General features: G+C 67.8%; 23 protein-coding genes and 1 riboswitch. Of the genes, 11 read left to right on the top strand and 12 right to left on the bottom strand.

Annotated features, from left to right (window positions below; translation table 11 throughout):
* Nucleotides 1-14: 14 nt before the first annotated feature.
* Both fahA and VMT65_RS36835 read left to right on the top strand, forming a co-directional pair.
* Nucleotides 15-1,193, top strand: a complete 1,179-nt coding sequence (fahA, locus tag VMT65_RS36840) for a fumarylacetoacetase (RefSeq protein ID WP_326313323.1) — start codon at nt 15-17, stop codon at nt 1,191-1,193.
* 166 nt (nt 1,194-1,359) lie between these two features.
* The gene (locus VMT65_RS36835) at nt 1,360-3,708 is read left to right on the top strand and encodes an MMPL family transporter (protein ID WP_326313322.1); all 2,349 of its coding nucleotides are present in this window, start codon (nt 1,360-1,362) and stop codon (nt 3,706-3,708) included.
* Between the two features lie 714 nt (nt 3,709-4,422).
* Here the strand turns inward: VMT65_RS36835 and VMT65_RS36830 are convergent.
* Nucleotides 4,423-4,731: a toxin gene (locus VMT65_RS36830; RefSeq protein WP_326313321.1), complete on the bottom strand. Its 309-nt coding sequence runs from the start codon at nt 4,729-4,731 to the stop codon at nt 4,423-4,425.
* Nucleotides 4,728-4,955, bottom strand: coding sequence for a ribbon-helix-helix protein, CopG family (locus tag VMT65_RS36825; RefSeq protein WP_326313320.1), 228 nt, complete (start codon nt 4,953-4,955; stop codon nt 4,728-4,730). Before VMT65_RS36825 ends, VMT65_RS36830 begins: the two co-directional genes overlap by 4 nt.
* A gap of 88 nt (nt 4,956-5,043) precedes the next feature.
* Between VMT65_RS36825 and VMT65_RS36820 the strand changes: the two genes are divergently transcribed.
* Nucleotides 5,044-5,778, top strand: coding sequence for a LysR substrate-binding domain-containing protein (locus VMT65_RS36820; protein ID WP_326313319.1), 735 nt, complete (start codon nt 5,044-5,046; stop codon nt 5,776-5,778).
* A gap of 11 nt (nt 5,779-5,789) precedes the next feature.
* Here VMT65_RS36820 and VMT65_RS36815 read toward each other — a convergent pair whose 3' ends face one another.
* On the bottom strand, nt 5,790-6,464 hold the full coding sequence (locus tag VMT65_RS36815; RefSeq protein ID WP_326313318.1) for a TetR/AcrR family transcriptional regulator: 675 nt from the start codon (nt 6,462-6,464) through the stop codon (nt 5,790-5,792).
* A 99-nt stretch (nt 6,465-6,563) separates the two neighbouring features.
* Here VMT65_RS36815 and VMT65_RS36810 point away from each other — a divergent pair, with 99 nt between their 5' ends.
* Complete coding sequence (locus VMT65_RS36810) at nt 6,564-7,958, top strand: lipase family protein (protein ID WP_326313317.1); 1,395 nt, start codon at nt 6,564-6,566, stop codon at nt 7,956-7,958.
* 74 nt (nt 7,959-8,032) lie between these two features.
* Nucleotides 8,033-8,143: riboswitch (TPP riboswitch) on the top strand.
* The gene (gene thiC / locus VMT65_RS36805; protein ID WP_326313316.1) at nt 8,137-9,798 is read left to right on the top strand and encodes a phosphomethylpyrimidine synthase ThiC; all 1,662 of its coding nucleotides are present in this window, start codon (nt 8,137-8,139) and stop codon (nt 9,796-9,798) included. (Overlaps the previous riboswitch by 7 nt.)
* A gap of 53 nt (nt 9,799-9,851) precedes the next feature.
* Here thiC and VMT65_RS36800 read toward each other — a convergent pair whose 3' ends face one another.
* Both VMT65_RS36800 and VMT65_RS36795 read right to left on the bottom strand, forming a co-directional pair.
* On the bottom strand, nt 9,852-10,259 hold the full coding sequence (locus VMT65_RS36800) for a VOC family protein (protein ID WP_326313315.1): 408 nt from the start codon (nt 10,257-10,259) through the stop codon (nt 9,852-9,854).
* A gap of 59 nt (nt 10,260-10,318) precedes the next feature.
* Nucleotides 10,319-10,984: a TetR/AcrR family transcriptional regulator gene (locus VMT65_RS36795; protein WP_326313314.1), complete on the bottom strand. Its 666-nt coding sequence runs from the start codon at nt 10,982-10,984 to the stop codon at nt 10,319-10,321.
* A gap of 86 nt (nt 10,985-11,070) precedes the next feature.
* Here VMT65_RS36795 and VMT65_RS36790 point away from each other — a divergent pair, with 86 nt between their 5' ends.
* Nucleotides 11,071-12,228 (top strand): epoxide hydrolase family protein, encoded by a 1,158-nt coding sequence (locus VMT65_RS36790; protein ID WP_326313313.1) that lies wholly within the window; start codon nt 11,071-11,073, stop codon nt 12,226-12,228.
* A 98-nt stretch (nt 12,229-12,326) separates the two neighbouring features.
* Nucleotides 12,327-12,950 (top strand): NAD(P)-dependent oxidoreductase, encoded by a 624-nt coding sequence (locus VMT65_RS36785; RefSeq protein ID WP_326313312.1) that lies wholly within the window; start codon nt 12,327-12,329, stop codon nt 12,948-12,950.
* A gap of 6 nt (nt 12,951-12,956) precedes the next feature.
* On the opposite strand, the gene VMT65_RS36780 is transcribed toward VMT65_RS36785, so the two are convergent.
* On the bottom strand, nt 12,957-14,105 hold the full coding sequence (locus VMT65_RS36780) for a GTP-binding protein (RefSeq protein WP_326313311.1): 1,149 nt from the start codon (nt 14,103-14,105) through the stop codon (nt 12,957-12,959).
* 71 nt (nt 14,106-14,176) lie between these two features.
* Here VMT65_RS36780 and thiD point away from each other — a divergent pair, with 71 nt between their 5' ends.
* The 4 genes from thiD to VMT65_RS36760 all read left to right on the top strand — a co-directional run bounded on the left by thiD (nt 14,177) and on the right by VMT65_RS36760 (nt 18,632).
* Nucleotides 14,177-15,028, top strand: a complete 852-nt coding sequence (thiD, locus tag VMT65_RS36775) for a bifunctional hydroxymethylpyrimidine kinase/phosphomethylpyrimidine kinase (RefSeq protein WP_326313310.1) — start codon at nt 14,177-14,179, stop codon at nt 15,026-15,028.
* Between the two features lie 74 nt (nt 15,029-15,102).
* Nucleotides 15,103-16,347: a glycosyltransferase gene (locus tag VMT65_RS36770; RefSeq protein WP_326313309.1), complete on the top strand. Its 1,245-nt coding sequence runs from the start codon at nt 15,103-15,105 to the stop codon at nt 16,345-16,347.
* On the top strand, nt 16,344-18,362 hold the full coding sequence (locus VMT65_RS36765) for a glycosyltransferase family 39 protein (RefSeq protein ID WP_326313308.1): 2,019 nt from the start codon (nt 16,344-16,346) through the stop codon (nt 18,360-18,362). The genes VMT65_RS36770 and VMT65_RS36765 overlap by 4 nt, the downstream gene beginning before the upstream one ends.
* A gap of 117 nt (nt 18,363-18,479) precedes the next feature.
* Nucleotides 18,480-18,632, top strand: a complete 153-nt coding sequence (locus VMT65_RS36760) for a hypothetical protein (protein WP_326313307.1) — start codon at nt 18,480-18,482, stop codon at nt 18,630-18,632.
* Between the two features lie 43 nt (nt 18,633-18,675).
* Here VMT65_RS36760 and VMT65_RS36755 read toward each other — a convergent pair whose 3' ends face one another.
* From VMT65_RS36755 to VMT65_RS36730, 6 genes are read right to left on the bottom strand one after another with little or no spacing between them, the layout of a single operon-like run.
* Complete coding sequence (locus VMT65_RS36755; protein WP_326313306.1) at nt 18,676-19,344, bottom strand: TetR/AcrR family transcriptional regulator; 669 nt, start codon at nt 19,342-19,344, stop codon at nt 18,676-18,678.
* 6 nt (nt 19,345-19,350) lie between these two features.
* On the bottom strand, nt 19,351-20,133 hold the full coding sequence (locus VMT65_RS36750) for an enoyl-CoA hydratase family protein (RefSeq protein ID WP_326313305.1): 783 nt from the start codon (nt 20,131-20,133) through the stop codon (nt 19,351-19,353).
* Nucleotides 20,133-21,296, bottom strand: coding sequence for an acyl-CoA dehydrogenase family protein (locus tag VMT65_RS36745; protein WP_326313304.1), 1,164 nt, complete (start codon nt 21,294-21,296; stop codon nt 20,133-20,135). Before VMT65_RS36745 ends, VMT65_RS36750 begins: the two co-directional genes overlap by 1 nt.
* A gap of 3 nt (nt 21,297-21,299) precedes the next feature.
* Nucleotides 21,300-23,309 (bottom strand): acetyl/propionyl/methylcrotonyl-CoA carboxylase subunit alpha, encoded by a 2,010-nt coding sequence (locus VMT65_RS36740; protein ID WP_326313303.1) that lies wholly within the window; start codon nt 23,307-23,309, stop codon nt 21,300-21,302.
* A gap of 8 nt (nt 23,310-23,317) precedes the next feature.
* Nucleotides 23,318-24,922: an acyl-CoA carboxylase subunit beta gene (locus VMT65_RS36735; protein ID WP_326313302.1), complete on the bottom strand. Its 1,605-nt coding sequence runs from the start codon at nt 24,920-24,922 to the stop codon at nt 23,318-23,320.
* Nucleotides 24,919-26,067, bottom strand: a complete 1,149-nt coding sequence (locus VMT65_RS36730; RefSeq protein WP_326313372.1) for an acyl-CoA dehydrogenase family protein — start codon at nt 26,065-26,067, stop codon at nt 24,919-24,921. The genes VMT65_RS36735 and VMT65_RS36730 overlap by 4 nt, the downstream gene beginning before the upstream one ends.

Below are 26,067 nucleotides of genomic sequence, written 5' to 3'. Positions count from 1 at the left end.
AGGTGAACGGGGAGATGAGCAGTCGCGTGCGTATCGAGGTGCCCGAGGGTTCCGGGTTCGGACCCACGCATTTGCCCTACTGCGTGTTCCGCCCGCTGGGCGAGGAGCCGCGGGTGGGCGCGCGGCTGGGTGATTCGATCATCGATCTGGCTGTCGCGCTGGACGATCCGATGTTCCACCAGCCCAGCCTCAACGCCTTCATGACGCAGGGTCCGCAGTGCTGGCGGGAGGTGCGCGAGCGGGTGCGCGCGGCCGCCGAATCGGAGCTGCCCGCGGCGGCCGTGCACGAGGTGCGGGCGGTGCGGCTGGATCTGCCGGTCGAGATCGGCGACTACGTGGACTTCTACGCCAGCCTCGATCACGCCACCGCGCTGGGGCGCATGCTGCGGCCCAATGCCGAACCGCTGCTGCCGAACTGGCGACATCTGCCGGTGGGGTACCACGGGCGCTCGGGCACGGTGGTGGTGTCGGGCACCGATATCGTCCGGCCGCACGGTCAGCGCAAGACCGATTCCGGCACACCGGATTTCGGGCCGAGTCGACGGCTCGACATCGAGGCCGAGCTGGGTTTCATCGTGGGCGCGGGGTCGGAGCTGGGCCGTCCCATCGAGACGGGCGAGTTCGCCGAACACGTCTTCGGGGTGGCCCTGGTCAACGACTGGTCGGCGCGGGACATCCAGGCGTGGGAGGGGCAACCGCTGGGCCCGTTCCTCGGCAAGTCCTTCGCAACCACCCTGTCGGCGTGGGTCACTCCGCTCGACGCGCTGGCCGCCGCCCGGATTCCGCTGCCCGCGCAGCATCCCGAACCGCTGCCGTATCTGCGGGACACGGCGGCCTGGGGATTGGACATCAACCTGAGCGTCGAATGGAACGGGCAGGTCGTCTCCACTCCCCCGTACCGGCGCATGTACTGGTCTCCGGCGCAGATGCTCGCGCACATGACGGTGAACGGGGCCTCCACCCGCACCGGGGATCTGTTCGCCTCCGGCACCATTTCGGGCGCGGACCGCAGTGAGCGGGGATCGCTGATGGAAATGACCTGGGGCGGCACCGAACCCCTCGAGCTGAACGGGGTGCAGCGCACCTTCCTCAACGACGGCGACGAGGTGACGATCACCGCCACCGCGCCCGCCGTCGGCGGTGGTCGCCTGAGCCTGGGCGAGGTGCGCGGCCGCGCCGTGAAAGCCGTTTAACCCTTTCCCACTCCCCTTGCGCCCGCCGCGGCTTCGGCCGCGGCGGGCGCGATACTTCCCGAGATAGCCATGGGCTATCTGCATGAGCGTCGTCACTGACCCTACCGAGCGGTAGATCAGGAACGCTACGGTTCCGAGCGTCGGGAGACCCTCGGAGGTGGCGTCAGTGTTGACCAGTCTTGCCCGGTTCGCCATGGCGCGCCCGCGTGCCGTGCTGGTGGCCGCGCTCTTGCTGATGCTCGTCTGCGGTGGGTTCGGTGCCACCGCGAAGTCCCACATGGTCGGCGGCGGGTACCTGACCGGCTCGCTGGAGTCGGTGCGCGCCAATGACTTCATCACCGAGAACTTCCCCGGCGGCAATCCGAACCTCATCGTCATGGTGAGCGGTGACGGCGGCGTCAACGCTCCGCAGGTGCGCGCCGAGGCGCAGCGCATTACCGACGACCTCGGCCGGAATCCGAATATCACCGGCGTGCAGTCGTATTGGACCACCGCGACCGCCCGACCCGATCTGGCCGCCGCGCTCAAGAGCAAGGACGGCCAGCGCGGGCTGATCATGGCCACGGTGACCGGCACCGATACCGATGTGCAGAACCGCGCGGCGGAGTTGGCCAACCAGTTCAATGGCGATCGCGACGGCGTGCGGGTGCGGGTCGGCGGCATGGCCGGATCGTTCGCGGATATCAATCACCAGGTCGAGAAGGATCTGGTGGTGGCCGAGGCCATCGCGGTGCCGGTGTCCGGGCTGCTGCTGGTGCTGGTGTTCGGCAGCGTGGTCGCGGCGGCGCTGCCGATCGGGGTGGGGCTCTTCGCGATTGCCGCCACGCTCGGGATTCTGCGCGGGCTGACCACGGTCATGCAGGTGTCGATCTTCGCGCTGAACATGACCAGCGCGCTGGGGCTGGCCCTGGCCATCGACTACAGCCTGTTCATTGTCAGTCGGTATCGCGAAGAGCTGGCCGCGGGGCGCGATACCCGTTCGGCCATTCTGCGTTCGGTGCGGACGGCGGGCCGCACGGTCGTCTTCTCCGGCTTGACGGTGGCGCTCGCGCTGGCCGCGCTGGCGGTGTTCCCGCAGCCGTTCTTCAAGTCCTTCGCGTACGCGGGCGTGGCGGTCGTGGCGGCCGCGGTGGGCGCGTCGGTCCTGCTGCTGCCCGCGGCCCTCATGCTGCTCGGGGATCGCGTGAACGCCTGGGATCTGCGAAAGCCCTTGCGCCGCCTGGCCGGGCGCACGGCCATCGCGCCCAGGCGGCCGGCGGACACCTTCTGGTATCGGCTGGTCACCCGGGTGATGCGGCGGGCCCTGCCGGTCGCGGTCATCGCGGCGGCGGTGCTGCTGGGGCTCGGATCTCCGTTCCTGCAGGCGCATTTCGGGACACCCGACGACCGGGTGATCGGCACCTTCGCCTCCAGCCGGCAGGTGGGTGACGCGCTGCGACACGACTTCAATGCCGATATGGCGTCGAGTGCCGTGGTGGCCCTGCCCGGATTCCACGGCGACAGCGGGGAAATCGGCGGGTACGCCGCCGCGCTGTCGCGGGTGCCCGGGGTTCCGGCGGTGCTGTCGAGTGAGGGCGTCTACGCGAACGGCACCAAGATGGCGGCCGGCATCCCGCAGATGGCGGGACCCGGCGGAACCTATCTGTCGGTCGGCACCAGGGTCGCGCCCTACTCCGCCGAGGGCAAGCGGCAGCTGTCGCAATTGCGCGCGGTGGACGCGCCCGGCGAGGTCCGCTTCGGCGGTGCGGCCGCCCTGAACGAGGACACCATGGACTCGGTGATCAGCCGACTTCCCTTGGCGGGCGCGCTGATCGCCGTCATCACCCTGATTCTGCTGTTCCTGTTCACCGGCAGCGTGGTGCTCCCGGTGAAGGCGCTGCTGCTGAACATGCTCTCGCTCACCGCCACCTTCGGCGCGATGATCTGGATCTTCGAGCAGGGCCATCTGTCCGGCCTCCTGGGTTTCACCGCCACCGGCAATATCGACCTGTTCATGCCGATCCTCATGTTCTGCCTGGCCTTCGGCATGTCCATGGACTACGAGGTGTTCCTGCTCTCCCGCATTCGCGAGGAGTGGCTGGCCTCGGACCGCAGTAGCGAGGCCAACACCCGCTCGGTCGCCCTCGGAGTGGCCCGCACCGGCCGAATCTTCACCGCCGCGGCGGGATTGATGGCGGTGGTGCTGCTGGCCGTGGCCACCTCCGAGGTCGCACCCATGAAGCTGTTCGGGATCGGCTTGGCACTGGCCGTGGTCGCCGACGCGACCATCATCCGTGGCCTGCTGGCCCCGGCCCTCATGCGTCTGATGTCCACCGGCAACTGGTGGGCCCCGAAACCGCTTGCGGCACTGCACAAGCGGATCGGACTGGAAGAGTCGGGCCCGGAAGCCTCACCGACGGTAGCCGAGGGCGACCACACCGGCGGCGAGCAGCACCAGCGAGCCGATGACGGCGAGGCCGAGACCCATGCCGTCGGCGAAGTCGGCCGGATGGCGAGCACCGTCCCCCGTGTGTGAGGCCATCAGGGTACCGATCATCGCGACACCGATGGTGAGCACCGGGGCGGCGAAACCCATACCGAACGACAGCAGCACCAGGTAGACCGCGTACAGCGGATACGGGGTGCCGGCGTCCGCGGTGGCGACCAGCAGCAGGCCCGCGCCGATGGCGGCCAGCCCACCCGCGGCCGGAATCCGGGGCCCCAGGGCGGCTTCCAGCCGAGAATCCCTTCACGTATTGCAGGTACTGCGAGTTCACGAAGAACAAGGCGAACAGCCCGAAAAACGTGGTGGCCGTGCCCAATACGGCCACGGACAGCGACCGAGACCGGAACACGCGCGGGTCGATGAGCGGATGCGGCGAGCGCAGCGAATGCCAACCCAGCACCACGATCAGGATCGCGCCGAGCCCGAACCCGACCAGCACCTCCGGCGCGCCCCAGCCGTGCGAGGGGCCCTCGATAATGCCGTAGAGCAGCGCGGTCGATCCGGCCATGAGCAGCAGCGCCCCGGTCAGATCCTGATTCGCTTCGCGCCGTGGGGTTTTCGGGGTCACGACCGCCACCGCGATGAGCAGTGCGAGTCCAGCGGGGACCATCACCCAGAACAACGCCTGCCACGGCAGATACTGCTGCAACAGCCCGCCACCGATATTGCCCAGTGCCCGGACGCGCCGCCAGCGCGCCCACGGCGAAGAATCGGAGCGCTGCGGCAGCATCCCGCTACCTAGTTTCAGGGCCAGCCCAGTAGTGAGGCAACCAGGGATGTGGCGCGTGTTAGCGCCTGCTGCCCGGCGTTGCCGATCGGCTCGTCAAGCGCCGAGACTGGCAGCCACTGCGTGAGTTCTGGCAATAGGAGGCCGGTTGGCGTGGGCACTGCGACATCGAAAGCCATTGCACCCTCGGGCAATTCGCCGGGTATAAAGGGACACACGAACACTCGTCCGGTCTCGGCTTCGATATGAGTGGCGCTGGACAGAACGGCGACGTAGATCTCTGTGTCGGTATCGCGGCGGGGACAAATTGCGCCAGGACGGATCACAGGCCCACTTTCCGATTGAGTTGATAGATGCGCTGGGCGTATTCGTCAATTCCGAGCGTAGGGACAGTGACGGACTTGTAGCGTTGCAGCGCCGCCCGCAGGTTGGCCTCCCGCACCGCTCGCTCCATATATTCGGAACGGTTGAGACCTGCGGCCTCTGCGGCGGCATCCGCGTCAGCGGCAACCGAATCGTCGATGGTGATCGATAGCTTCGTCTTGGCCATCCATACATCCTACTCGCCATCGGATAATTTATCCGACCGTATCCGGCGCACGATCGGCGACCCGATCCTGGTCCGCGCGGGCCGGGTCATGGTCCCGACCCCACACGCGCTGGCCATCCAGGCCGAGGTGCGGGAACTGGTCGATCGTGTGCAGCGGCTCTTCTCGGCCGCCCATAGCACCGATGTCCGGTCGGTGACCCGCGATCTCACCGTGTTGGCCCACTACGCCATGGCCGCGGTGTTCGGCCCGGCTCTGGTCGAGCGCGCGGCGGCCGAGGAGCCGGGCATCACCCTGCGCTTCCTCAACGAGGGCCACACCGACACACCCATGCTGTGGGATGGCCATGCCGATTTGGAGATGGGCATCATCGGCGATCGCGCGCCGGAAATCCATATCGCGCAGGTCTACGAGGACCGTATGATCGGGGCGGCCCGCCTCGGGCATCCGCTGGTGCGCGGCAACAGAATTCGGCTGGAGGACTATGTGAGCGCCCGCCACCTTGCGGCCTCGCGCCGGGGACGCCTCACCGGCCCGATCGACGACGCGCTCGCCCGGCAGGGCCTGCGTCGCGAAGTCACCGCCTCGGTCGCCGGAATCACCGGCTCGCTCTTCTTCCTCCGCAATAGCGATCTACTGGGCAATATCCCCGCCTGCGCGGGCCCGATGGCGGAGCAACTGGGTCTCACCACCTTCGAGCTGCCGGTCGAAACCCCGCCGCTCCCTTACGCTTTGGCCTGGCATCCCCGCAACGACGCCGACCCGGCCCACCGCTGGCTGCGCGACGCCCTTCGCGAGATCATGCTCGACGCCCGGCCGCGCTGAGCCGTCGCCGATCAGCGCATCGCCGCTCGGCCCGCGTCGACGACGGCGACGAAGTGGTTCAGGTCGGCGACGAGGGTTTCGACGGAGTCGGGGGCGCCGCCGTCGTCGTGGTGGTGCAGCCAGTCGGCGACGAGTTCGAACATGCCGCCGATGGTGGCCAGCGCCAAGGCCAGCATGCCGGGGTGTTCGCGCGGATCGTCCTGCAGCCATTGCTGTTTCAGGAATTCCGCGGACCAGCGGCGATTACTGCGGCGCTGGGCCTCCACGGCGGGGGAAATGCCGCCCGCCTCGCCGAAGGTCACCTTGGCCAGTCGCGGGTCGTCGGCGATGGCGTGCACGAAGGCGGCGACGACGGCCGCGCGGCGGGTCGGCCAGTCCCGATCCGCGGTCTCGGCGGCGACCTCGGCGACGCGTTGCTGGATGCCGGTACTGATCTGGACGAGCAGGGCGGTGTAGCAGGCTTCCTTGCTCTCGAAGTGGTCGTAGAAGCCCTTGGTGCCGACGTAGGCGTGCTGGCAGATCTGTTCGATCGAGGTCAGCGAATAGCTTTGCCGGGCAAAGAGTTCGGTGGCGGCGGACAGCAGTTGACGACGGCGCTGGGCGCTGCGCTCGTCGGCGTCCAGGCCACGGATGCGACGCCGTACGGGGGTCCGGTCGGTCGGCGCGGCAGATTTGCTGCGGGACATGCCTAGACGATAGCCAAGCTATTTTCAGAAAGACATCTTGTTGGTAACTGGATACCGTGTTGTAATCGCTGTCACGTCGATGAGGAAGGGAACAGAGACGTGGCAATCAATGGGGATCGCCGAAGACGAGGGACGCGGCTGCTCGCGGCCGCCCTCGCGACGGCATTGACGGCCGCCTCGGCCGTACTACTAGGGGGTTTCACCGCCGGAACGGCTGCCGCGCAACCGCTTCCGTTGAACGTGGACCCGTTCTACCAGGCGCCCGACGGCTTCGAATCCGCCGAGCCGGGCACGATCCTGCGCAGTCGCGAAGTACAGCTGGCGGTGCTGACCGTGCTGCCGGTGCACGTGCGGTCCTGGCAGCTGCTCTACCGCACCACCGACCTGTTCGGACAGCCGACCGTCGCGGCCACCACGGTCGCGATCCCCGAGGGGGCCAACACTTCTCACAGCCGCCCGCTGGTCTCGCACCAGTTCTTCTACGACAGCACCTCGCCCGCCTGCGCGCCCTCGTACGTTCTGCAGCAGGGCGGCGGACTGCCCGCGCTGGAGGGCATTCACTCGACGGTCGAGTACCTCGAGCTCGCGGCCTCCATCAGTCAGGGCTACGCCATCAACGTGCCCGACTACGAGGGACTCAACGGCCATCTGGCGGTGGCCAAGGAACCGGGCTACATGATTCTCGACAGCGTGCGCGCGGCCGAGAGTTTCCAGCCGCTGGGTCTGGACGGCGCGAATACGCCTGTGGCCCTGTGGGGTTACTCCGGTGGCGGCATGGGCAGCGGCTGGGCGGCGGAGATGCAGCCGAGCTACGCGCCGGAACTGAACATCAAGGGCATTGCCATGGGCGCGCCCGTGTCGGATGTCGAATCGCTGCTGCACGTCAACGGTTCCATGTTCGCGAGCCTGATCGGCGTCGGCATCGCGTCCCTGCGCAACGCCTATCCGAAGTTCGCGGAGACCACCGACAAGTACCTGACCCCGGAGGGGCGGGCGATCATGGAACGCACCGCCAATCAGTGTCTGGTGCGCAATGTGCTGAACCTGATGTTCACCGACTACCAGCGCATGCTGACCATCCCGATCGCGGATTACCTGGCCTTGCCCGAGATCAAGGAGGTCTTCGATTCGACCGTGCTGGGCAGCAATCCGCCGACCGCGCCGACCATGGTCTACCAGGGTGTTTACGACGAGGCCGTGCCCTGGTACACCAACGACCGGATGGTCCAGCAGTGGTGTGACGGCGGCACTTCCGTCTACTACAAGCGCGATCACCTCAGCGAGCATCTGACCCTGACCACGCTGGGCATGGCCGACGCCTTCAACTGGATCAAGTCGCGGCTCGCCCCGGGCGCGGGCGATCCGGTCGGCTGCCGCACCGACAATGTGATCACCATGCTCGGCAGCCTGGATGCTCTCGCCACCCAGACCGAGATCAATCTGAACGCGGCGTTCGGCGCGCTCGGCTGGCCCATCGGTCCGCAGGAGCACTGAGAGCGAGCTCGTATATTTTTCCGCCGCCGGTCCACACCCTTGCACTGCCGGGGTATGGTCGGCTGCGGAAAAGTACGCATGCCAACGGGGGCTCGCACCAGCGGGCTGAGAGGACGGCTAGTGGGCCGTCGACCGTATGAACCTGACCGGGTAATGCCGGCGTAGGGAGGATTCTCAAATGTCATCGAATCGTGTCTCCAGCACATCTGCGCCTGTCGACACCGTGACAACCGGTCCTATCGAGGGCAGCGTCAAGCACTACGAACAGATCGAGGCCGACGGCACGATCCTGAATGTTCCGGTGCGGCGCATCAACCTCACCAATGGCGAGCACTTCGACGTGTACGACACCTCGGGCCCGTACACCGACGACAGCGCCACCATCGATCTGGAAGCGGGTCTGCCCAAGCTGCGCGACGGCTGGGACAAGCCGCAGGTCGACGGCCCGCCGACGCAGCTGAACTGGGCGCGCCAGGGCATCATCACCAAGGAGATGGCCTTCATCGCCGCGCGCGAAGGCGTTTCGCCCGAACTGGTGCGTGACGAGGTCGCCGCGGGCCGCGCGGTCATCCCCGCGAACCACAAGCATCCCGAGTCCGAGCCGATGATCATCGGCAAGAAGTTCGCGGTGAAGATCAACGCGAATATCGGCAACTCGGCCGTGAGCTCCTCCATCGCCGAGGAGGTCGAGAAGATGGTGTGGGCCACCCGCTGGGGCGCGGACACCATCATGGATCTGTCCACCGGCAAGAACATTCACGAGACCCGCGAGTGGATTCTGCGCAACTCCCCCGTCCCGGTGGGCACCGTGCCGATCTACCAGGCGCTCGAGAAGGTCAACGGCGATCCCACCAAGCTCACCTGGGAGATCTACCGCGACACCGTGATCGAGCAGGCCGAGCAGGGCGTGGACTACATGACCGTGCACGCGGGCGTGCTGCTGCGCTATGTGCCGCTGGCCGCCAAGCGCGTAACCGGCATCGTCTCGCGCGGCGGATCCATCATGGCCGCTTGGTGTTTGGCGCATCACCAGGAGTCGTTCCTGTACACCAACTTCGCCGAGCTGTGCGAGATTCTCGCCAAGTACGACATCACCTTCTCCCTCGGTGACGGTCTGCGTCCCGGCTCCATCGCGGACGCCAATGACGAGGCCCAGTTCGCCGAACTGCGCACCCTGGGCGAGCTCACCAAGATCGCGAAATCCTATGGCGTGCAGGTGATGATCGAGGGCCCCGGCCATGTGCCGATGCACAAGATCGTGGAGAACGTGCGGCTCGAGGAGGAGCTCTGCGAGGAGGCTCCGTTCTACACCCTCGGCCCGCTGGCCACCGATATCGCGCCCGCCTACGACCACATCACCTCGGCCATCGGCGCGGCCATCATCGCCCAGGCCGGTACCGCGATGCTCTGCTACGTGACTCCCAAGGAGCACCTGGGCCTGCCCAACCGCGACGACGTGAAGGTCGGCGTGATCACCTACAAGATCGCCGCCCACTCCGCCGACCTGGCCAAGCAGCACCCGCGCGCCCAGGAGCGCGACAACGCGCTGTCCAAGGCGCGCTTCGAGTTCCGCTGGACCGACCAGTTCAACCTCTCGCTCGACCCCGACACCGCGCGGGAATACCACGACGAGACCCTCCCGGCCGAGCCCGCCAAGACCGCCCACTTCTGCTCCATGTGCGGTCCGAAGTTCTGCTCCATGCGCATCTCGCAGGACGTGCGCGACTACGCCGAGAAGCACGGCCTCACCGACGTGAACGCCATCGAGGCGGGCATGGCGGAGAAGTCCGAGGAGTTCGCGGCGGCCGGTAACAAGGTGTACCTGCCCGTCGTGTCGTAAGACGAATTCTCCTCTGGGCGGATGGCTTTCGGGCCATCCGCCCAGAGTCGTATTCAGGCCCGGTTGGAGATCTGTTGGATGGCCCAGCTATTGCCGTCCGGGTCGTCGAAGAAGACGAATCCGGCGTTGTCGAGGGGGTCACCGGCCGAGGGCGGGCCGGGCAGGACCTGGATGTCGCTGACATCGACGCCGCGTTCGACCAGTTCGGCGTGGGCGCGGCGCAGATCGGGGACGACCAGTTGCAGGCCCTTCAGATATCCGGGCTCCATCTTCGGCACCGTGCCGCCCGCACCGATCACGATGGAGCAGCCGGAGCCCGGCGGGGTCAGCTGGCAGATGCGCATGCCCGGGCTGGGCACGACATCGTGGTCGACGTGGAAGCCGAGCTTGTTCGCGTAGAAGTCCTTGGCGCGGTCGACGTCCGACACGGGGACGATGACCACTTCGAGGGTCCAGTTCATGGCAAATCCCTTCCGTTTCGAGTGTTCCTCCGGAAGTCGGAGCCGAGTCGTGGAAATCATCATGGTTCCGCGGTCACTTTGTCAGCGCGTTGCCAGCGGTGGGCGAACTCGTTCGGGCCGGGTGGCGGACCCGGCAGGTCTCCCGTGGTGGCGAGGCCGTCGATGAGCAGCGCCAGGACACGGCGGCGGAGTTGGCGGGTGCGGTCCGGGTCGGGGAGGGAGATGGCGGCGCAGGATTCGAGGATCAGGCCGAAGTCGGCGACCTCGATGGTCGGGCGCAGGCGGCCGGATGCGCGTGCCCTGCGCAGGATCTCCGCATTGAGTTCGGCCGAGCGCTGGACCTCCGGGACGATGGACTCGTCGGGGGTGAAGGTACCGGCCAGATGGACGACCAGCGAGTGCACGTCGGCGTCGACCACGCGCTCCAGGAAGTCGACCAGGGTCTGCCAGCCGTCCGAATCCCGCAGCGCCGCTTCGGCTTCCGCGTTGTAGCGGCGTAGCCCGTCGTAGCAGAGGGTGCGCAGCAGCTCCTCCTTGCTCGGATAGCGGCGGTACAGGGCGCTGATGCCCACCCCGGCGCGCTCGGCGACGGCCGAGATCGGGGCCTTCGGTTCGGCCAGGAACACGTCCCGCGCGGCGGCCAGGATGAGTTCGTCATTGCGGGCGGCCTGCGCCTTGCGACCGGGTAGGGAGCGCTGAGCTGCGGTTTCGGCTGTCTTCGGCATGAATCGAGAATAGCACTTGAACGGAACGATCCGTTCCGCTACGGTTGAAACAGAACGAAACATTCCGTTCCACCAAGGAGAGAATGATGAACACCCAGCCCGCCGCCTCCGCCATCCGCCCCTTCCGCATCGACATCCCCCAGGCCCAGCTCGATGACCTGAACGAGCGGCTGCGCAAGGCCGTTCTCCCGAACGAGCTGCCGGGCGTGGGCGACGCGTACGGCGTCACCAATGCGCGGGTGCAGGGCCTGGCGCAGTACTGGCTGAACGAATTCGATTGGCGGGCACTGGAAGCCAAGCTGAACGCCTACCCGCAGTTCACCACCGAGATCGAGGGCGAGGACATCCACTTCCTGCATGTGCGCTCGCCGCGCGAGGACGCCGTCCCGGCGGTCCTCATCCACGGCTGGCCCGGCTCGATCCTCGAGTACCTGGATGTGATCGAACCCCTGACCAACCCCGCCGATGCCCAGGCCCCGGCCTTCCACCTGGTCATCCCCTCGCTGCCCGGCTTCGGCTTCTCGGGCCCGACCCGCAGCACCGGCTGGGGCACCCGCCGCACCGCCCGCGCCTTCGTGGAGCTGATGGCCCGGCTCGGCTACGAGCGGTTCGGCGCGATCGGCAATGACGCGGGCTCGATGGTCGCGCCGGAAATGGCTCGCATCGCCCCGGATCGTGTGGCGGGAATGCATGTGACGCAGCTGTTCTCGTTCCCGTCCGGTGATCCGGCCGAGTTCGCGGACCTGTCCGCCGAGGATCAGGCGGCGCTCGCGCACCTGCAGTGGTTCATGGACAACAAGTTCGCCTTCAACACCCTGCACAGCCAGCAGCCGCAGACCCTGGCCTTCGCGATCTCGGATTCGCCGATCGGCCTGCTGGGCTGGAACTCCCAGCTCATGGGCGAGAGCCTGGACGCCGACTTCATCATCGGCAATATCGCGATCTACTGGCTGACCGACACCGCGGCCTCCTCGATCCGCTTCTACTGGGAGGACGCCCACGACACCGAGCGCACCCCCGGCCCGACCACCGTGCCCACCGCGTTGGCCATGTTCAAGGGTGATTTCCAGTCCATCCGCCGCTTCGCCGACCGGGATCACAAGAACATCGTGAGCTGGCATGCCTACGATGTGGCCTCGATGCGTTCGGACGGTGCGAACGACGCCGCCGGGCACTACGCCGCGCACGAGGTGCCCGAGATCCTGATCGCCGATATCCGCGAATTCTTCGCCCGCGTGAGCTGATCTCGCATGTTCGCGAGACGCGCATCGATGTTTCCCGGCGGCCTCCGTTGATGTACTGAATTCACCTTCGCAACAACGAATTACACGAGGTGAGAGCAATGAAGGTAGCAATTTTCGGAGCCACCGGGACCATCGGTCGCCACGTCGTCGCCCGCGCCCTCGCGGCCGGATACGAGGTCACCGCCCTGACCCGCGACGCGTCCCACATCTCCACACCGCACGAGCGGTTGCGCGTCGTGGTCGGCGACGTCCTGGACCCCGCCGCCGTCGAGCGCACGGTCATCGGCCAGGACGCCGTCATCGTCACCCTCGGCGCGGGCCGCAAGGGCGTCGTCCGCGCCGAGGGCACCCGCCGCATCATCGAGGCCATGGACCGCACCGGCGTCAAACGCCTGATCTGCCAATCCTCCCTGGGCGTCGGCGACAGCCGCGGCAACCTCGACTTCGTCTGGAAATACATCATGTTCGGCATGCTGCTGCGCCAGGCCTACGCCGACCACGTCCAGCAGGAGCAGTACGTCATGGCCAGCGACCTGGACTGGACCATCGTCCGCCCCAGCGCCTTCACCGACGGCCCGGCCACCGGCAACTTCCGCCGCGGCTTCCCCGCCACCGAATCCGGCCTGTCCCTGAAGATCTCCCGCGCCGACATCGCCAACTTCCTGGTCGACCAACTCACCGACCCCACCTACCTCCGCCGCACCCCCGGCATCTCCAACTGAGCCGGACTACGCGTGTTCGTGCATACCGCCCCAGGACGGGAAGGGATCCGGGTACCGCAGCCACGCCTGCGGCCCGGCTTCCAACTCGGCGTCGGTGAGCAGGGCCGAGTTCAGCAGATCGCGGACGTGGGGGCGGTCGAGTTTGATGCCGATGAAGACGATTTCCTGGCCGGGCTGCATATCGAGGGCCTCCCAGTAGGCACCCGCCTCGAAGGTCAGGTTCGGGCCCGCCTGTGACCAGATGGCGGCGAGGTCGGGGCGGCTGGCCAGCCAGAAGAAACCCTTGCTGCGCAACAGCCTTTGGAGTTGTTCGAGGGCGGCGTTCAGGCGCTCGGGGTGGAAGGGGCGGTCGGCGGTGAAGGTCAGGCTGCTGATGCCGTATTCCTCGGTCTCGGGAGTGTGGCCGCCCGCCAATTCCTCGTCCCAGCCGTCGAATTGGGCCGCCAGATCGGGGTTGTAGCGGCCGGTGTCGAGGACCTCGGCGAGATCGACCACACCGTGTGCGGCATGCACCACGCGGGCGGCGGGATTCAATCGCCGGATCGTGGCCTCCACCGTCCCAAGGGCATTCGCGCTCACCAGGTCGGTCTTATTGAGCACCAGCACATTCGCGAACTCGACCTGGTCGATGAGCAGATCGGCGATGGTGCGCGCATCCCCTTCGCCCGCTTGCAGATTCCGCTCGGCCAGCGCCTGCCCCTTCACCACCTCCGCCAGGAAGGTCGAGCAGTCGACCACGGTCACCATGGTGTCCAGTCGCGCCAGCTCGCCCAGCCGGAACCCGTCCTCGAACTCCCACTCGAAGGTGGCCGCCACCGGCATGGGCTCGGAGATGCCGGTGGATTCGATGACCAGCTGATCGAATCGACCCTCCCGGGCCAGCTTTCCCACCGATTCGATGAGGTCCTCGCGCAGCGTGCAGCAGATGCAGCCGTTGGTGAGTTCGACCAGCTTCTCCTCGGTCCGGTCCAGGTGGCCCTGGCCCGCGACCAGGGCGGCGTCGATGTTCACCTCGCTCATGTCGTTCACGATGACCGCCACCCGGCGGCCCTCCCGGTTGGCGAGGATGTGGTTGAGCAGGGTCGTCTTGCCCGCGCCGAGGAAACCGGACAGCACGGTCACCGGGAGTGGATGCAGGGTCGGGTCCGAAGTCATGCGGTTAATGATAACGGTTTTCAATTAGGGTCGACGCACCGGCCCGATTCGTCCCCACTAGGGTCTGTGACGTGGAACTCCTACCGCTTGCTCCGAATGGCACCACCCCGGTTCGCGCCCTGACCATCGCGGGCACCGACTCCGGCGGCGGCGCGGGCATCCAGGCCGACTCCCGCACCATGGCCATGTGCGGCGTGCACGCGTGCGTGGCGGTGGCCGCGGTGACCGTGCAGAACACCCTCGGCGTCAGCGGCTTCCACGAGATTCCGCCGCAGATCGTGGCCGACCAGGTGCGAACCGTGGTGGGCGACATCGGAATCGGCGCGGCCAAGACCGGCATGCTGGCCTCCACCGCCATCATCGAGGCGGTCGCGGGCGTGTGCCGCGAGGTCGGCATCGGCCGCGACGGCGATATCCCGCTGGTCGTGGACCCGGTCGCGGCCTCCATGCACGGCGACGCCCTGCTGCACGCCGAGGCCCTGGACGCGGTGCGCCACACCCTGATTCCGCTGGCCACCGTGGTCACCCCGAACCTCGACGAGGTCCGCCTCATCACCGGCATCGACGTGATCGACGACCGCACCGCCCGCGCGGCCGCCGAGGCGCTCATCGCCCTGGGCCCGCGCTGGGCCATCGTCAAGGGCGGCCACCTGCGCACCTCAGAGCAGTCCACCGACCTGCTCTTCGACGGCGACACCTTCCACGAACTCCCCGCCAAGCGCCTGAACACCGGCAACGACCACGGCGGCGGCGACACCCTGGCGGCCGCCATCTGCTGCGCGCTGGCCCACGGTTATTCGGTCCCCGACGCCGTCGCCTTCGCCAAGGAATGGACCTTCCGCAGCCTGGAAGCCTCCTACGACCTCGGCGCGGGACATGGTCCGGTCTCGCCGCTGTGGCGGTTGCATCTCGGCGCGATGTAGCCGCGGCCACGCTCCCAGGAACCTCCCAGGCGGGCCGCAGGTGGGATAAAGGCTGGTGATCGAAGTTTGTCACCATGAGCGACACCGTGACCGCCGTCCGGGAGGCGGAATCCGCAGAAGCAGTGACCGCGCCCGTCGTGGATGTGGTCGTTCCGGTCTACAACGAAGAGGTCGACCTCGGCCCCTGCGTGCGCAGACTGCACGCCTTCCTCGCCCTGAGCTTCCCGTTCACCGCGCGAATCACGATCGCCGACAACGCTTCCACCGACTCCACCCTCGAGGTCGCCAAGCAGCTGGCGGCCCAGCTGGACGGCGTGCGCGTGGTGCATCTGGACCGCAAGGGCCGCGGTCGCGCGCTGCGCGAGGTGTGGCAGGCCTCCAATGCCCAGGTCGTCGCGTACATGGACGTCGACCTGTCCACCGATCTCAACGCGCTGCTGCCGCTGGTCGCGCCGCTGGTGTCCGGGCACTCGGACGTCGCCATCGGCACGCGGCTGGCCTCCTCCTCGCGGGTGGTGCGCGGACCCAAGCGCGAGATCATCTCCCGCTGCTACAACCTCATTCTGCGAGCCTCGCTGCAGGCCAAGTTCTCCGATGCGCAGTGCGGCTTCAAGGCCATGCGCGGTGAGGTGGCCAAGCTGGTACTGCCGCTGGTCGAGGACGGCGAATGGTTCTTCGACACCGAACTGCTGGTGCTGGCCGAACGCATCGGGTTGCGCATCCACGAGGTGCCGGTGGACTGGATCGACGATCCGGATTCTCGGGTGGACATTGTCGACACTGCCCGCAAGGACCTCCTCGGCGTCTGGCGGGTCGGCCGCGCGTTGACCACCGGACGGCTGCCGATCAATGAGCTGCGCGCCGCGATCGGGCGTGAGCCGCTGGTGGAGGGCGTGCCGTTGGGCATGGTCGGGCAGCTGGTGCGGTTCGGCATCGTCGGCGTCACCTCCACGCTGGCCTATCTGCTGCTCTACGTTGTGCTGCAAGGGATTACCGGCGCGCAGGTGGCCAACTTCCTGGCGCTGCTGATCACCGCGATCGGCAATACGGCGGCCAACCGCGCCTTCACCTTCGGGGTGCGCGGCTCCAATCAAGCGGTGTCGCACCACTTTCAGGGGCTCGCCATCTTCGGTGTCGGCCTGGCGCTGACCAGTGGTTCGCTGTTCGCGCTGCACCACTGGGCGCCCGACGCGGCGGTCCACCTCGAACTGGTGGTGCTGGTGGTCGCCAACCTGGTCGCCACGCTGCTGCGTTTCGTCGGCCTGCGGTGGGTCTTCCGCAATGCCGGTAAGCATTCCGAGCCGGAGGTGGTCCGATGACCGCGACCATCACCGAACGCCCGATCACCCCGCCCCCGGCCGAGCCGCCCGCCACCCGTGGCGATCGTCGTGAGTATCTGGCGCTGGCGGCCCTGCTGATCGGCACCGGTATCGCGTACCTGTGGAATCTGTCGGCCAATGGCTGGGCCAACTCCTTCTACGCCGCGGCCGTGCAGGCGGGTTCGGTGTCGTGGAAGGCGTTCTTCTTCGGCTCCTCCGATGCCGCCAACTCCATCACCGTGGACAAGACGCCACTGTCGTTGTGGCCCATGGAGATCTCGGTCCGGATCTTCGGGCTGCACAGCTGGAGCATGCTGCTGCCGCAGGCGCTGCTGGGCGTCGCGTCGGTGGCGCTGCTGTGGGCCACCGTGCGCCGGACCTTCGGCGCGAGCGCCGGGCTGTTGGCCGGTCTGGTGCTCGCCGTGACTCCCATTGCGGCCGTGATGTTCCGGTTCAACAATCCGGACGCCATGCTGGTGTTCCTCATGCTGGCCGCGGCCTGGGCCATGAATCGCGCGGTGGCCGACGGGCGCTGGCGGTGGCTGTTGCTCAGCGGCGGATTCGTCGGACTCGGCTTCCTGGCCAAGCAATTGCAGGTGCTGCTGGTGGTGCCCGCGTTGGCGTTGACCTATCTGATCGCGGGTCCACCCGCGCTCGGCAAGCGCATCGCGCAGCTGTTCGGCGCGGGCGCGGCCCTGGTGGCCGGTGCGGGCTGGTGGGTGCTGGTGGCCGAGCTGTGGCCCGCCTCCGATCGACCGTACTTCGGTGGCTCGCAGCACAATTCGATCATCGAGCTGACGCTCGGCTACAACGGGCTGGGTCGCCTCAATGGCGACGAGACCGGCAGCGTGGGCGGCTTCGGCGGCGGCGAGCAGCTGCCGACCGGCGGAGGCGGCATGTGGGGGACGCCCGGCATCGGGCGGCTGTTCGAGCCGCAGCAGGCCGGTCAGATCGCCTGGCTCATTCCGGCCGCCCTGATCCTGCTGATCATGGTAATCGTCCTGCGCGGCAAGGTGACTCGCACCGATCCGCAGCGGGCGACGCTGATTCTGTTCGGCGGCTGGCTGGTGGGCACCGGGCTGGTGTTCAGCTTCATGAAGGGCATCTTCCACCCGTATTACACGGTGGCGCTGGCCCCGGCCGTGGCCGCTTCGATCGGCATCGGCGCGGTGCTCGCCTGGCGGCATCGCGACCTGCCGTGGGTGCGCCTGGCCGCCGCGCTCGCACTCGGCGCGACCACCGCGACGGCGTGGATCATCCTGTCCCGCAGCACGTCCTTCGTGCCGTGGCTGCGCTGGGTGATCCTGGTCGGTGGCATTGTCGCCACCCTGCTCCTGCTGATTCGCCTGCCGCGCAAGGCCGGTCTGGTCGCCGCAGCGGTCGCGGTGCTGGTCGGGCTGGCCGGTCCGATCGCCTACACGATCAGCGGCCTGACCACCGCGCATCAGGGACCGATGCCCTCGGCCGGACCCATGGTTCGGGGCGGTTGGGGACCCGGCGGGCGCGGCGGCGACCGGCCGATGGGTGGACCCGGCGGTCCGCACGGGATGGGCGTCAACCACGGTGAGCCCGCGGGCATGCCGGGCGGCCCTGCCGGAAACACCGGTGGCCCGGGTGATTTCGGTGGCGGCGCGGGCAACATGATGATGGCGAGCAAGCCCAGCGACCAGGTCACCGCGCTGCTGAAGGCCGACGGCTCCGACTACACCTGGGTGGCCGCCACCGTCAGCTCCAACTCGGCCGCGGGCTTCCAGTTGGCGACCCAGCTGCCGGTCATGCCGGTCGGCGGCTTCAACGGCAGCGATCCGTCGCCGACGCTGGCCCAGTTCCAGGAGTACGTGCAGGTGGGCCGGATCCACTACTTCATCGCGGGCAGTCAGATGGGTGGTGAGCGCGGTAATGGCAATACCAAGAGCGAGAGCGCTCAGATCACCGCATGGGTCAAGGAGCACTTCAACTCGCAGGAAGTGGACGGCATCACCCTCTACGACCTGACCTCGCCCAAAACCGAATAGTCGGTGAGTTTCCCACCGCGACAAGAACACTGAGCGCTCGTACCCGATCGGGTACGAGCGCTCGGCACTTCTCGATACACTCGATTGTGACGGTCGTCACGATCCAGGGAATCAGCTATGACCACGCCGCATCCCCTCAGCGATGAGCACCGAGAAGCCTTCTGGCGCAGGTCCGGATGGGACCCCGCCCTCCCCGAGGCCGAGCGCGAGCTCATAGAGCATCGCTGGGACGACGAATCCATCGCCATGGCAGAGGTTTTCGGCTTCTGACACCTACGGCCACCGAATCGCGGTGCTGGCCAACGTGCTCTATCTAGGGCTGGCCCTTTTCATCGCCCTGGGGCGTTTCTGGTTGCTGCCCTGCTGATCCGCGCGGCGTGGGCAGGGCCGCGTGCAAGGTGGCGGCCCACTGCTGGACGATTTCCTTGCGGCGCAAGGAATCATCGGTGAGGACGTCGGCGAGGCCGAGGCCGCGGGCCAGGTCGAGGGTGGCTTGGACCAGGTGGTGGGCGACGGGGTCGGAGTCGTCGACGCCGAGGGCTTCCACCGCCATGCGGTGGGAGATGCGGCCGAAGCGGGCCTCCATGGGGACGATGCGTTCGCGCAGGGCCGGGTCGGCGGCGGCGTGCGTCCAGACCTGTAATGCCGCCTTGAACAGGGGGCTGGTGTAGGACTCGACCAGGCCGGAGACGACGGCTTCGGTGCGGGCCGCGCCCTCGGCGACCTCGGCCACCGCGAGCGCGTCGGCCTTGGCCTGGTCCATGCGGGTTTCGAACATGTACTCCAGCGCGGCGGTGATCAGATCCTCACGGGTGGGGAAATGGTGTTGGGCCGCACCGCGCGACACCCCGGCCCGTTCGGCCACCACGGCGACCGTGGCCGCGGCCCAACCCGTCTCGGCCAGGCAGTCGATGGTGGCCTCCAGCAGCCGCTGCCGGGTGGCCCGGCTGCGGTCCTGCTTGGGTTCGTGGGGTGTCGCCATGGTTGCCTATTCTGCCCAGTTGGGCGGGCGGCGCTGCAGGAAGGCCGTCATGCCCTCGATGACCTGCGGGGTACCGAAATAGCTGGCCGAACGTTTGGCCAGTTCCTCGGCGGAGCGGTCGAAGGCGGCGAGCAGCTCGGCGTTCACCAATCGCTTGCTCTCGGCGAGTCCCTGCGGCGCGCCCTTGCGGAGTTCACCGAGCAGGCGGCCCACCTCGGCGGCCGGATCGTCGGCGGCCACGGTGATGAGGCCGATGCGTTCGGCCTCGGCGGCGTCGAAGATCTCGCCGGTGGAGAAGTACCGGGCCGCCGCGCGCGGGGCCAGGCGCGGCAGCAGGGTCAGCGAGATCATGAACGGGGCCAGGCCAATGCGCACTTCGGTCAGGCCGAAGCTGCTGTCGTGGCCCGCGACCACCAGATCGCAGGCGGCGATGATCCCCATGCCGCCCGCCCGCACATTGCCGTTCACCTGCGCCACAACGGGTTTCGGCATGACCAGAATGTCGCGCAGCACCGAGATCATCCAGCGGGTGCGGATATCGGCGGCGGCGGCCGGGTCGGCGTCCACCGCCTCCTTGAGATCCGCTCCGGCGCAGAAGGTATTGCCGGTGTGGGTCAGCACCACGGCTCGCACGGCGTCATCGGCCGCCGCCTGCTCCAGTCCCTCGAGCAACTCGGCCACCAGCCGCGAGGACAGGGCATTGCGGTTGTGCGGGGAATCCAGTGTGAGCGTGGCGAATCCGTCCGCCACCTGGTAGCGGACGAACGGGCCCGCGGGCGCGTCACTCATCAGTAGGACCTCGGCAATCCCAGCGAATGCTGCGCGACGAAGTTCAGGATCATCTCGCGGCTGACCGGGGCGACCCGGGCGATGCGGGCGGCGGCCAGCATGCCCGCCAGGCCGACGTCGGAGGTCAGGCCGGAGCCACCGTGGGTCTGGATCGCCTGGTCGAGGGCCTTGATACTGGCCTCGGCCGCAGCGTATTTGGCCATATTGGCGGCCTCGGCGGCACCGAAGTCGTCGCCGGAGTCGTAGAGGAACGCGGCCTTCTGCATCATGACCTTGGCCAGTTCCAGCTCGATCTTCACCTGCGCCAGCGGATGCGAGATGCCCTGGTGCGAACCGATCGGCGCGCCCTTCCACACCGCACGCTCCTTGGCGTACTTCACCGCCGCGTCGATGGCGTAGCGGCCCATGCCGACCGCCATGGCCGCACCCATGATGCGCTCCGGGTTGAGGCCCGCGAACAGCTGCGCGATGGCCGCGTCCTCCTGACCGACCAGGGCGGTGGCGGGCAGGCGGACCTCGTCGAGGAACAGCGTGAACTGGTTGTCCGGCTCGATGATGTCCATCTCCTGCTTCGTCTTCACGAAGCCGGGGGTGTCGACGGGGACGATGAACAGCGCGGGCTGCAGGTTGCCGGTCTTGGCGTTCTCGGAGCGGGCCACGATGAGCACGGCCTCGGCCTGGTCCACGCCGGAGATGAAGATCTTGCGGCCGTTGAGGATCCAGTCCTCGCCGTCGCGGCGGGCGGTGGTGGTGATCTTGTGCGAGTTGGAGCCCGCGTCCGGCTCGGTGATGCCGAACACCATCTTCGCCGAGCCGTCGGCCAGCTTGGTCAGCCACTGCTGCTTCTGCGCCTCGGTGCCGTACTTGGTGATGATGGTGCCGCAGATGGCGGGCGAGACCACCACGAGCAGCAGTCCGCAGCCCTGCGCCGCCAATTCCTCTTGGACCAGCGCGAGTTCGTAGATGCCCGCGCCACCGCCGCCGTACTCCTCGGGCAGGTTCACGCCCAGGAAGCCGAGCTTGCCCGCCTCGTCCCACAGTTCGTCGAAGGGCTCGTTGCGGCGGGCCTTGGGTCCGGCGTAATCGCGGAAGTTGTATTTCGCGGCCAGCTTGGCCACCGCGGACCGCAGCGCCTTCTGTTCGTCGGTCTCGATGAAACTCATTGCCTACTCCTGCTCTTCGCTGGGGACCGCGGATTCTTCGGCATGCACGACGGCGAGCACCGCGCCCACCTCGACCTGCTGACCGGCGGAAACATTCAATTCGGTGAGGACACCGGCGGCGGGCGCCGCGATGGTGTGCTCCATCTTCATCGCCTCCAGCCACAGGATCGGCTGGCCCTTCTCGACCCGATCGCCGACCTGCGCGCCCAGGCGGATCACCGCGCCGGGCATGGGCGCGAGCAGCGAGCCCTCGGCCACCTGGTCGGCCGGGTCCTCGAAACGCGGCAGGCGGCGCACGGCCACCGGGCCGAGCGGGGAGTCCACCGCCACCAGATCGCCGTAGCGGGCGATCTCGAAGCGCCGACGCACCGGGCCGCGCTCGCCGGGGACCTGAAGGATGACGAGATCCGGTGTGGCCTCGACCAATTCGAGCCCATCGTGACACTCGACCTCGAGCCCCGTGCGGGTGAGGCGGTAGCGCACCTCGTGCTTACCGGTCAGACGCGACTCGTAGGACTTGGACTGTCCCTGCGAGGGCAGATTGCGCCAGCCGCTGGGCAGCCCGCCACCGACCCGCGCCGAGCGGCGATTGGCGGCCGCGTCGGCCAGGGCCGCGGCGATGATCGACAGCTTCTCGTCCTCCTCCGAAACCAGCGGGGCGGAGAGCTTTTCGAGATCGTGCGTGGCGAAGAACGCGGTGTCGGTGTCCCCGGCCAGGAACGCCGGGTGCCGCAGCACCCGCACCAGCAGGTCGCGGTTGGTGACCAGGCCGTGAATCTTGGCCCGCTGCAACGCGCTCGCCAGCAGGTGCGCGGCCTCGTCGCGGGTCTCGGCGAAGGAGATGACCTTCGACAGCATGGGGTCGTAGTGCACGCCGACGACCGAACCGTCCACCACGCCGGTGTCCAGGCGCACGCCCGGCTCGGTCAGCACGGTGAATTCGCCCAGGGTGCCCGGGATGTCGAGCTTGTGCACCGGTCCGGACTGCGGCTGCCAGTCGTGGGCCGGGTCCTCGGCGTACAGGCGCACCTCGATGGAGTGGCCGCGCATCTCCGGCTGCCGCGCGGGCAGCGGGCGACCGGCGGCCACCTGCAGTTGCAGGCGCACCAGATCCAGGCCGGTGACCTGCTCGGTGACCGGATGTTCCACCTGCAGACGGGTATTCATCTCCAGGAAGAAGAAGTCGCCCTTCTCGTCGGCCAGGAATTCGACGGTGCCCGCGCCCTCGTACCCGATGGCCTCCGACGCCAGCCGCGCCGCCTCGAACAGCCGCGCCCGCATCCCGTCGATCTTCTCGACCAGCGGCGACGGTGCCTCTTCCACCACCTTCTGGTGCCGGCGCTGAATCGAGCACTCGCGCTCGCCGACCGCCCACACCGTGCCGTGGGTGTCGGCCATGACCTGCACCTCGATATGGCGGCCGGTCTCGAGGTAGCGCTCACAGAAAACCGTCGGATCGCCGAAGGCGGACTGGGCTTCGCGCTGCGCGGCCTCGATCTGACCGGTCAGCTCGGACAGCTCGCGCACGACCCGCATGCCGCGACCACCGCCGCCGGCCGATGCCTTGATGAGCACCGGCAGCATCTGGGCGGTGACCTCGGCCGGATCCAGCTGCTTCAGCACCGGGACGCCCGCGGCGTCCATCATCTTCTTGGACTCGACCTTGGAGCCCATCTGCTCGATGGCCGCGACCGGCGGGCCGATCCAGGTCAGTCCGGCGGCCTGTACGGCCGCAGCGAATTCGGCGTTCTCGGAAAGGAATCCGTAGCCCGGGTGAATGGCGTCGGCACCGGCGGCCAAGGCGGCCTCGATGATCAATTCGCTCCGCAGGTACGTCTCACCGGGCGTGTTGCCCGGCAGGCGAATCGCCGCGTCGGCCTCCGCCACATGCGGGGCGTTGGCGTCGGCGTCCGAATAGACCGCGGTGGTCGCGATCCCCATGCGACGGCACGTCGCGAAGACCCGTCGCGCGATCTCGCCACGGTTGGCGACCAGCACATTCGTGATTTCCATACCGTGCCTCACATCCGGAAGACGCCGAAGCCCTCGGCGCCCTTGATCGGGGCATTGTGAATGGCCGACAACGCCATTCCCAAGACCGTGCGGGTGTCGCGGGGATCGATGACGCCGTCGTCGTAGAGGCGGCCCGACATGAACATGGGCAGCGATTCGGCCTCGATCTGCGCCTCGATCATGGCGCGCAACCCGGCGTCGGCCTCCGCGTCGAAGGGAATGCCGCGGGCCTCATTGGCGGCCCGGCCGACGATCGAGATGACGCCCGCCAGCTGCGCGCCGCCCATGACGGCGGATTTCGCACTGGGCCAGGCGAAGACGAAGCGCGGATCGTAGGCGCGCCCGCACATGCCGTAGTGGCCCGCACCGTAGGACGCGCCCATGAGCAGCGAAATGTGCGGGACCTTCGAGTTCGACACCGCGTTGATCATCATCGCGCCGTGCTTGATGATGCCCTTCTGCTCGTACTCCTTGCCGACCATGTAGCCGGTGGTGTTGTGCAGGAACAGCAGTGGCGTGTTCGACTGGTTGGCCAGCTGAATGAACTGGGTGGCCTTCTGGGCCTCCTCCGAGAACAGCACCCCGCGCGCATTGGCGAGAACGCCGACCGGATAGCCGTGCAGTTCGGCCCAGCCGGTGACCAGGCTGGAGCCGTAGAGCGGCTTGAACTCGTCGAAATCCGAGCCGTCCACCACGCGGGCGATGACCTCGCGCGGATCGAACGGGATCTTGAGATCGCCCGGCACGATGCCGAGCAGCTCCTCCTGGTCGTACAGCGGCTCGATGATCTGATCGGCCGGGCGCGCCGCCGGACCCTGCTTACGCCAGTTCAGGCGCTTGACGATGGACCGGCCCAGGCGGATCGCGTCCTGCTCGTCCACGGCCAGGTAGTCGGCCAGACCCGAAGTGCGGGCGTGCATTTCGGCACCGCCGAGGGATTCGTCGTCGGACTCCTCACCGGTGGCCATCTTGACCAGCGGCGGCCCGCCCAGGAACACCTTGGAGCGCTCCTTGATCATGACCGTGTAGTCGGACATACCGGGTATGTACGCGCCACCGGCGGTCGAGTTTCCGAAAACCAGTGCGATGGTGGGGATTCCGGCCGCCGACAACCGGGTCAGATCCCGGAACATGCGGCCGCCGGGCACGAAGACTTCCTTCTGCGTCGGCAGATCCGCGCCGCCGGACTCCACCAGGCCGATCACCGGCAGCCGGTTCTCCAGCGCGATGTCGTTCATCCGCAGCGTCTTCCGCAGCGTCCAGGGATTCGAGGTGCCGCCGCGCACCGTCGGGTCGGGGGCGGTGATCAGGCACTCGACGCCCTCCACAATGCCGATGCCCGCGATCACGCTCGCGCCCACGTGGAACTCGCTGCCCCAGGCCGCCAGCGGGGCCAGCTCGAGGAACGGCGAGTCCTCGTCGATGAGCAGTTCGATGCGCTCGCGCGCGGTCAGCTTGCCGCGCTTGCGATGCCGCGCCAGCTTCTCCGGGCCGCCGCCCGCGATGTTCTTGGCGTATTCGGCCTCCACCTCGGCGAGCTTGGTGGTCATGGCCTCGGCGGCGGCCTGATACTCCGCCGAGTTCGAGTCGAGGGACGTGCGCAGAATGGTCAAGACTGGAACCCCAATCGCTTGGCCGCGAGGCTGGTCAGGATCTCGTTGGTACCGCCGCCGATGCCCAGGATGCGGACATCCCGGTAGTGCCGTTCGACTTCGGACTCACGCATGTAGCCGAGGCCGCCGAAGAGCTGCACCGCCTGGTGCGCAACCCATTCGGCCGTCTCCACGGCGGTGTTCTTGGCGAAGCATACTTCCGCGATGAGATCGGTCTCGCCGTGCGCGGCGCGCTCCACCACATGATGGGTGTAGACGCGTGCCACATCTATGCGACGCGCCATCTCGGACAGCGTGTTCTGCACGGCCTGGCGGCTGATGAGCGGGCGACCGAAGGTCTCGCGATCCCGGCACCACCGCAGGGTCAGGTCCAGACAGCGCTGCGCGTGCCCGTACGCCTGCGCGGCCAGACCCACCCGCTCGCTCACGAAAGCCTGTGCGATCTGCGCGAATCCGGAATTCTCCGGGCCCACCAGATTCGAGACCGGCACCCGCACATCGACATACGACAGTTCGGCGGTATCGGAGGCCAGCCAGCCCATCTTCTCCAGCTTGCGGCTGACCGTGAATCCCGGCGTGCCCTTCTCCACCACCAGCAGCGAAACACCGCCCGCGCCGGGGCCACCCGTGCGCACGGCCGTCACGACGTAATCGGCGCGCACGCCGGAGGTGATGAACGTCTTGGCACCGTTGACGATGAATTCGTCGCCGTCGCGCACCGCGCTGGTGCGCAGATGCCCGACATCCGAGCCGCCGCCCGGCTCGGTGATCGCCAGCGACCCGATCTTCTCCCCCGCCAGCGTCGGCTTCACCCACCGCTCGATGTGCTCGGCATTCCCCGACGCGACCAGGTGCGGCACCGCGATTCCACAGGTGAACAGCGACGCGAACAGACCGCCCGAGCATCCCGCGTAATGCATCTCCTCGCACACGATGGCGGCGTCGATCCCGTCACCGCCTGAACCGCCCACGGCTTCGGGGAATTGGATGCCCAACAGCCCCAGCGCACCCGCCTTCTTGTGCAGCTCGCGCGGAATCTCGCCCTGCCGCTCCCAGTCGTCCAGGTAGGGCAGCACCTCCCGCTCCGCGAAACCGCGCACGGTCGCACGCAATTCACGCCGCTCGGGCGTCGTCCAGGGATTCAC

This window comes from Nocardia sp. CDC153 (assembly GCF_035818515.1).
Taxonomy (GTDB): Bacteria; Actinomycetota; Actinomycetes; order Mycobacteriales; family Mycobacteriaceae; genus Nocardia.
The sequence above is the reverse complement of the archived record's forward strand: the minus strand, read 5'-3'. Positions and strand labels throughout refer to the sequence as shown.

Coding starts and splice junctions, on each gene's coding strand:
- fahA (WP_326313323.1), top strand. CDS start 15: ATGAGCAGTCGCGTGCGTATCGAGGTGCCCGAGGGTTCCGGGTTCGGA.
- VMT65_RS36825 (WP_326313320.1), bottom strand. CDS start 4,955: ATGGCCAAGACGAAGCTATCGATCACCATCGACGATTCGGTTGCCGCT.
- VMT65_RS36820 (WP_326313319.1), top strand. CDS start 5,044: ATGGTCCCGACCCCACACGCGCTGGCCATCCAGGCCGAGGTGCGGGAA.
- VMT65_RS36815 (WP_326313318.1), bottom strand. CDS start 6,464: ATGTCCCGCAGCAAATCTGCCGCGCCGACCGACCGGACCCCCGTACGG.
- thiC (WP_326313316.1), top strand. CDS start 8,137: ATGTCATCGAATCGTGTCTCCAGCACATCTGCGCCTGTCGACACCGTG.
- VMT65_RS36800 (WP_326313315.1), bottom strand. CDS start 10,259: ATGAACTGGACCCTCGAAGTGGTCATCGTCCCCGTGTCGGACGTCGAC.
- VMT65_RS36795 (WP_326313314.1), bottom strand. CDS start 10,984: ATGCCGAAGACAGCCGAAACCGCAGCTCAGCGCTCCCTACCCGGTCGC.
- VMT65_RS36790 (WP_326313313.1), top strand. CDS start 11,071: ATGAACACCCAGCCCGCCGCCTCCGCCATCCGCCCCTTCCGCATCGAC.
- VMT65_RS36785 (WP_326313312.1), top strand. CDS start 12,327: ATGAAGGTAGCAATTTTCGGAGCCACCGGGACCATCGGTCGCCACGTC.
- VMT65_RS36780 (WP_326313311.1), bottom strand. CDS start 14,105: ATGACTTCGGACCCGACCCTGCATCCACTCCCGGTGACCGTGCTGTCC.
- VMT65_RS36770 (WP_326313309.1), top strand. CDS start 15,103: ATGAGCGACACCGTGACCGCCGTCCGGGAGGCGGAATCCGCAGAAGCA.
- VMT65_RS36765 (WP_326313308.1), top strand. CDS start 16,344: ATGACCGCGACCATCACCGAACGCCCGATCACCCCGCCCCCGGCCGAG.
- VMT65_RS36760 (WP_326313307.1), top strand. CDS start 18,480: ATGACCACGCCGCATCCCCTCAGCGATGAGCACCGAGAAGCCTTCTGG.
- VMT65_RS36755 (WP_326313306.1), bottom strand. CDS start 19,344: ATGGCGACACCCCACGAACCCAAGCAGGACCGCAGCCGGGCCACCCGG.
- VMT65_RS36750 (WP_326313305.1), bottom strand. CDS start 20,133: ATGAGTGACGCGCCCGCGGGCCCGTTCGTCCGCTACCAGGTGGCGGAC.
- VMT65_RS36745 (WP_326313304.1), bottom strand. CDS start 21,296: ATGAGTTTCATCGAGACCGACGAACAGAAGGCGCTGCGGTCCGCGGTG.
- VMT65_RS36740 (WP_326313303.1), bottom strand. CDS start 23,309: ATGGAAATCACGAATGTGCTGGTCGCCAACCGTGGCGAGATCGCGCGA.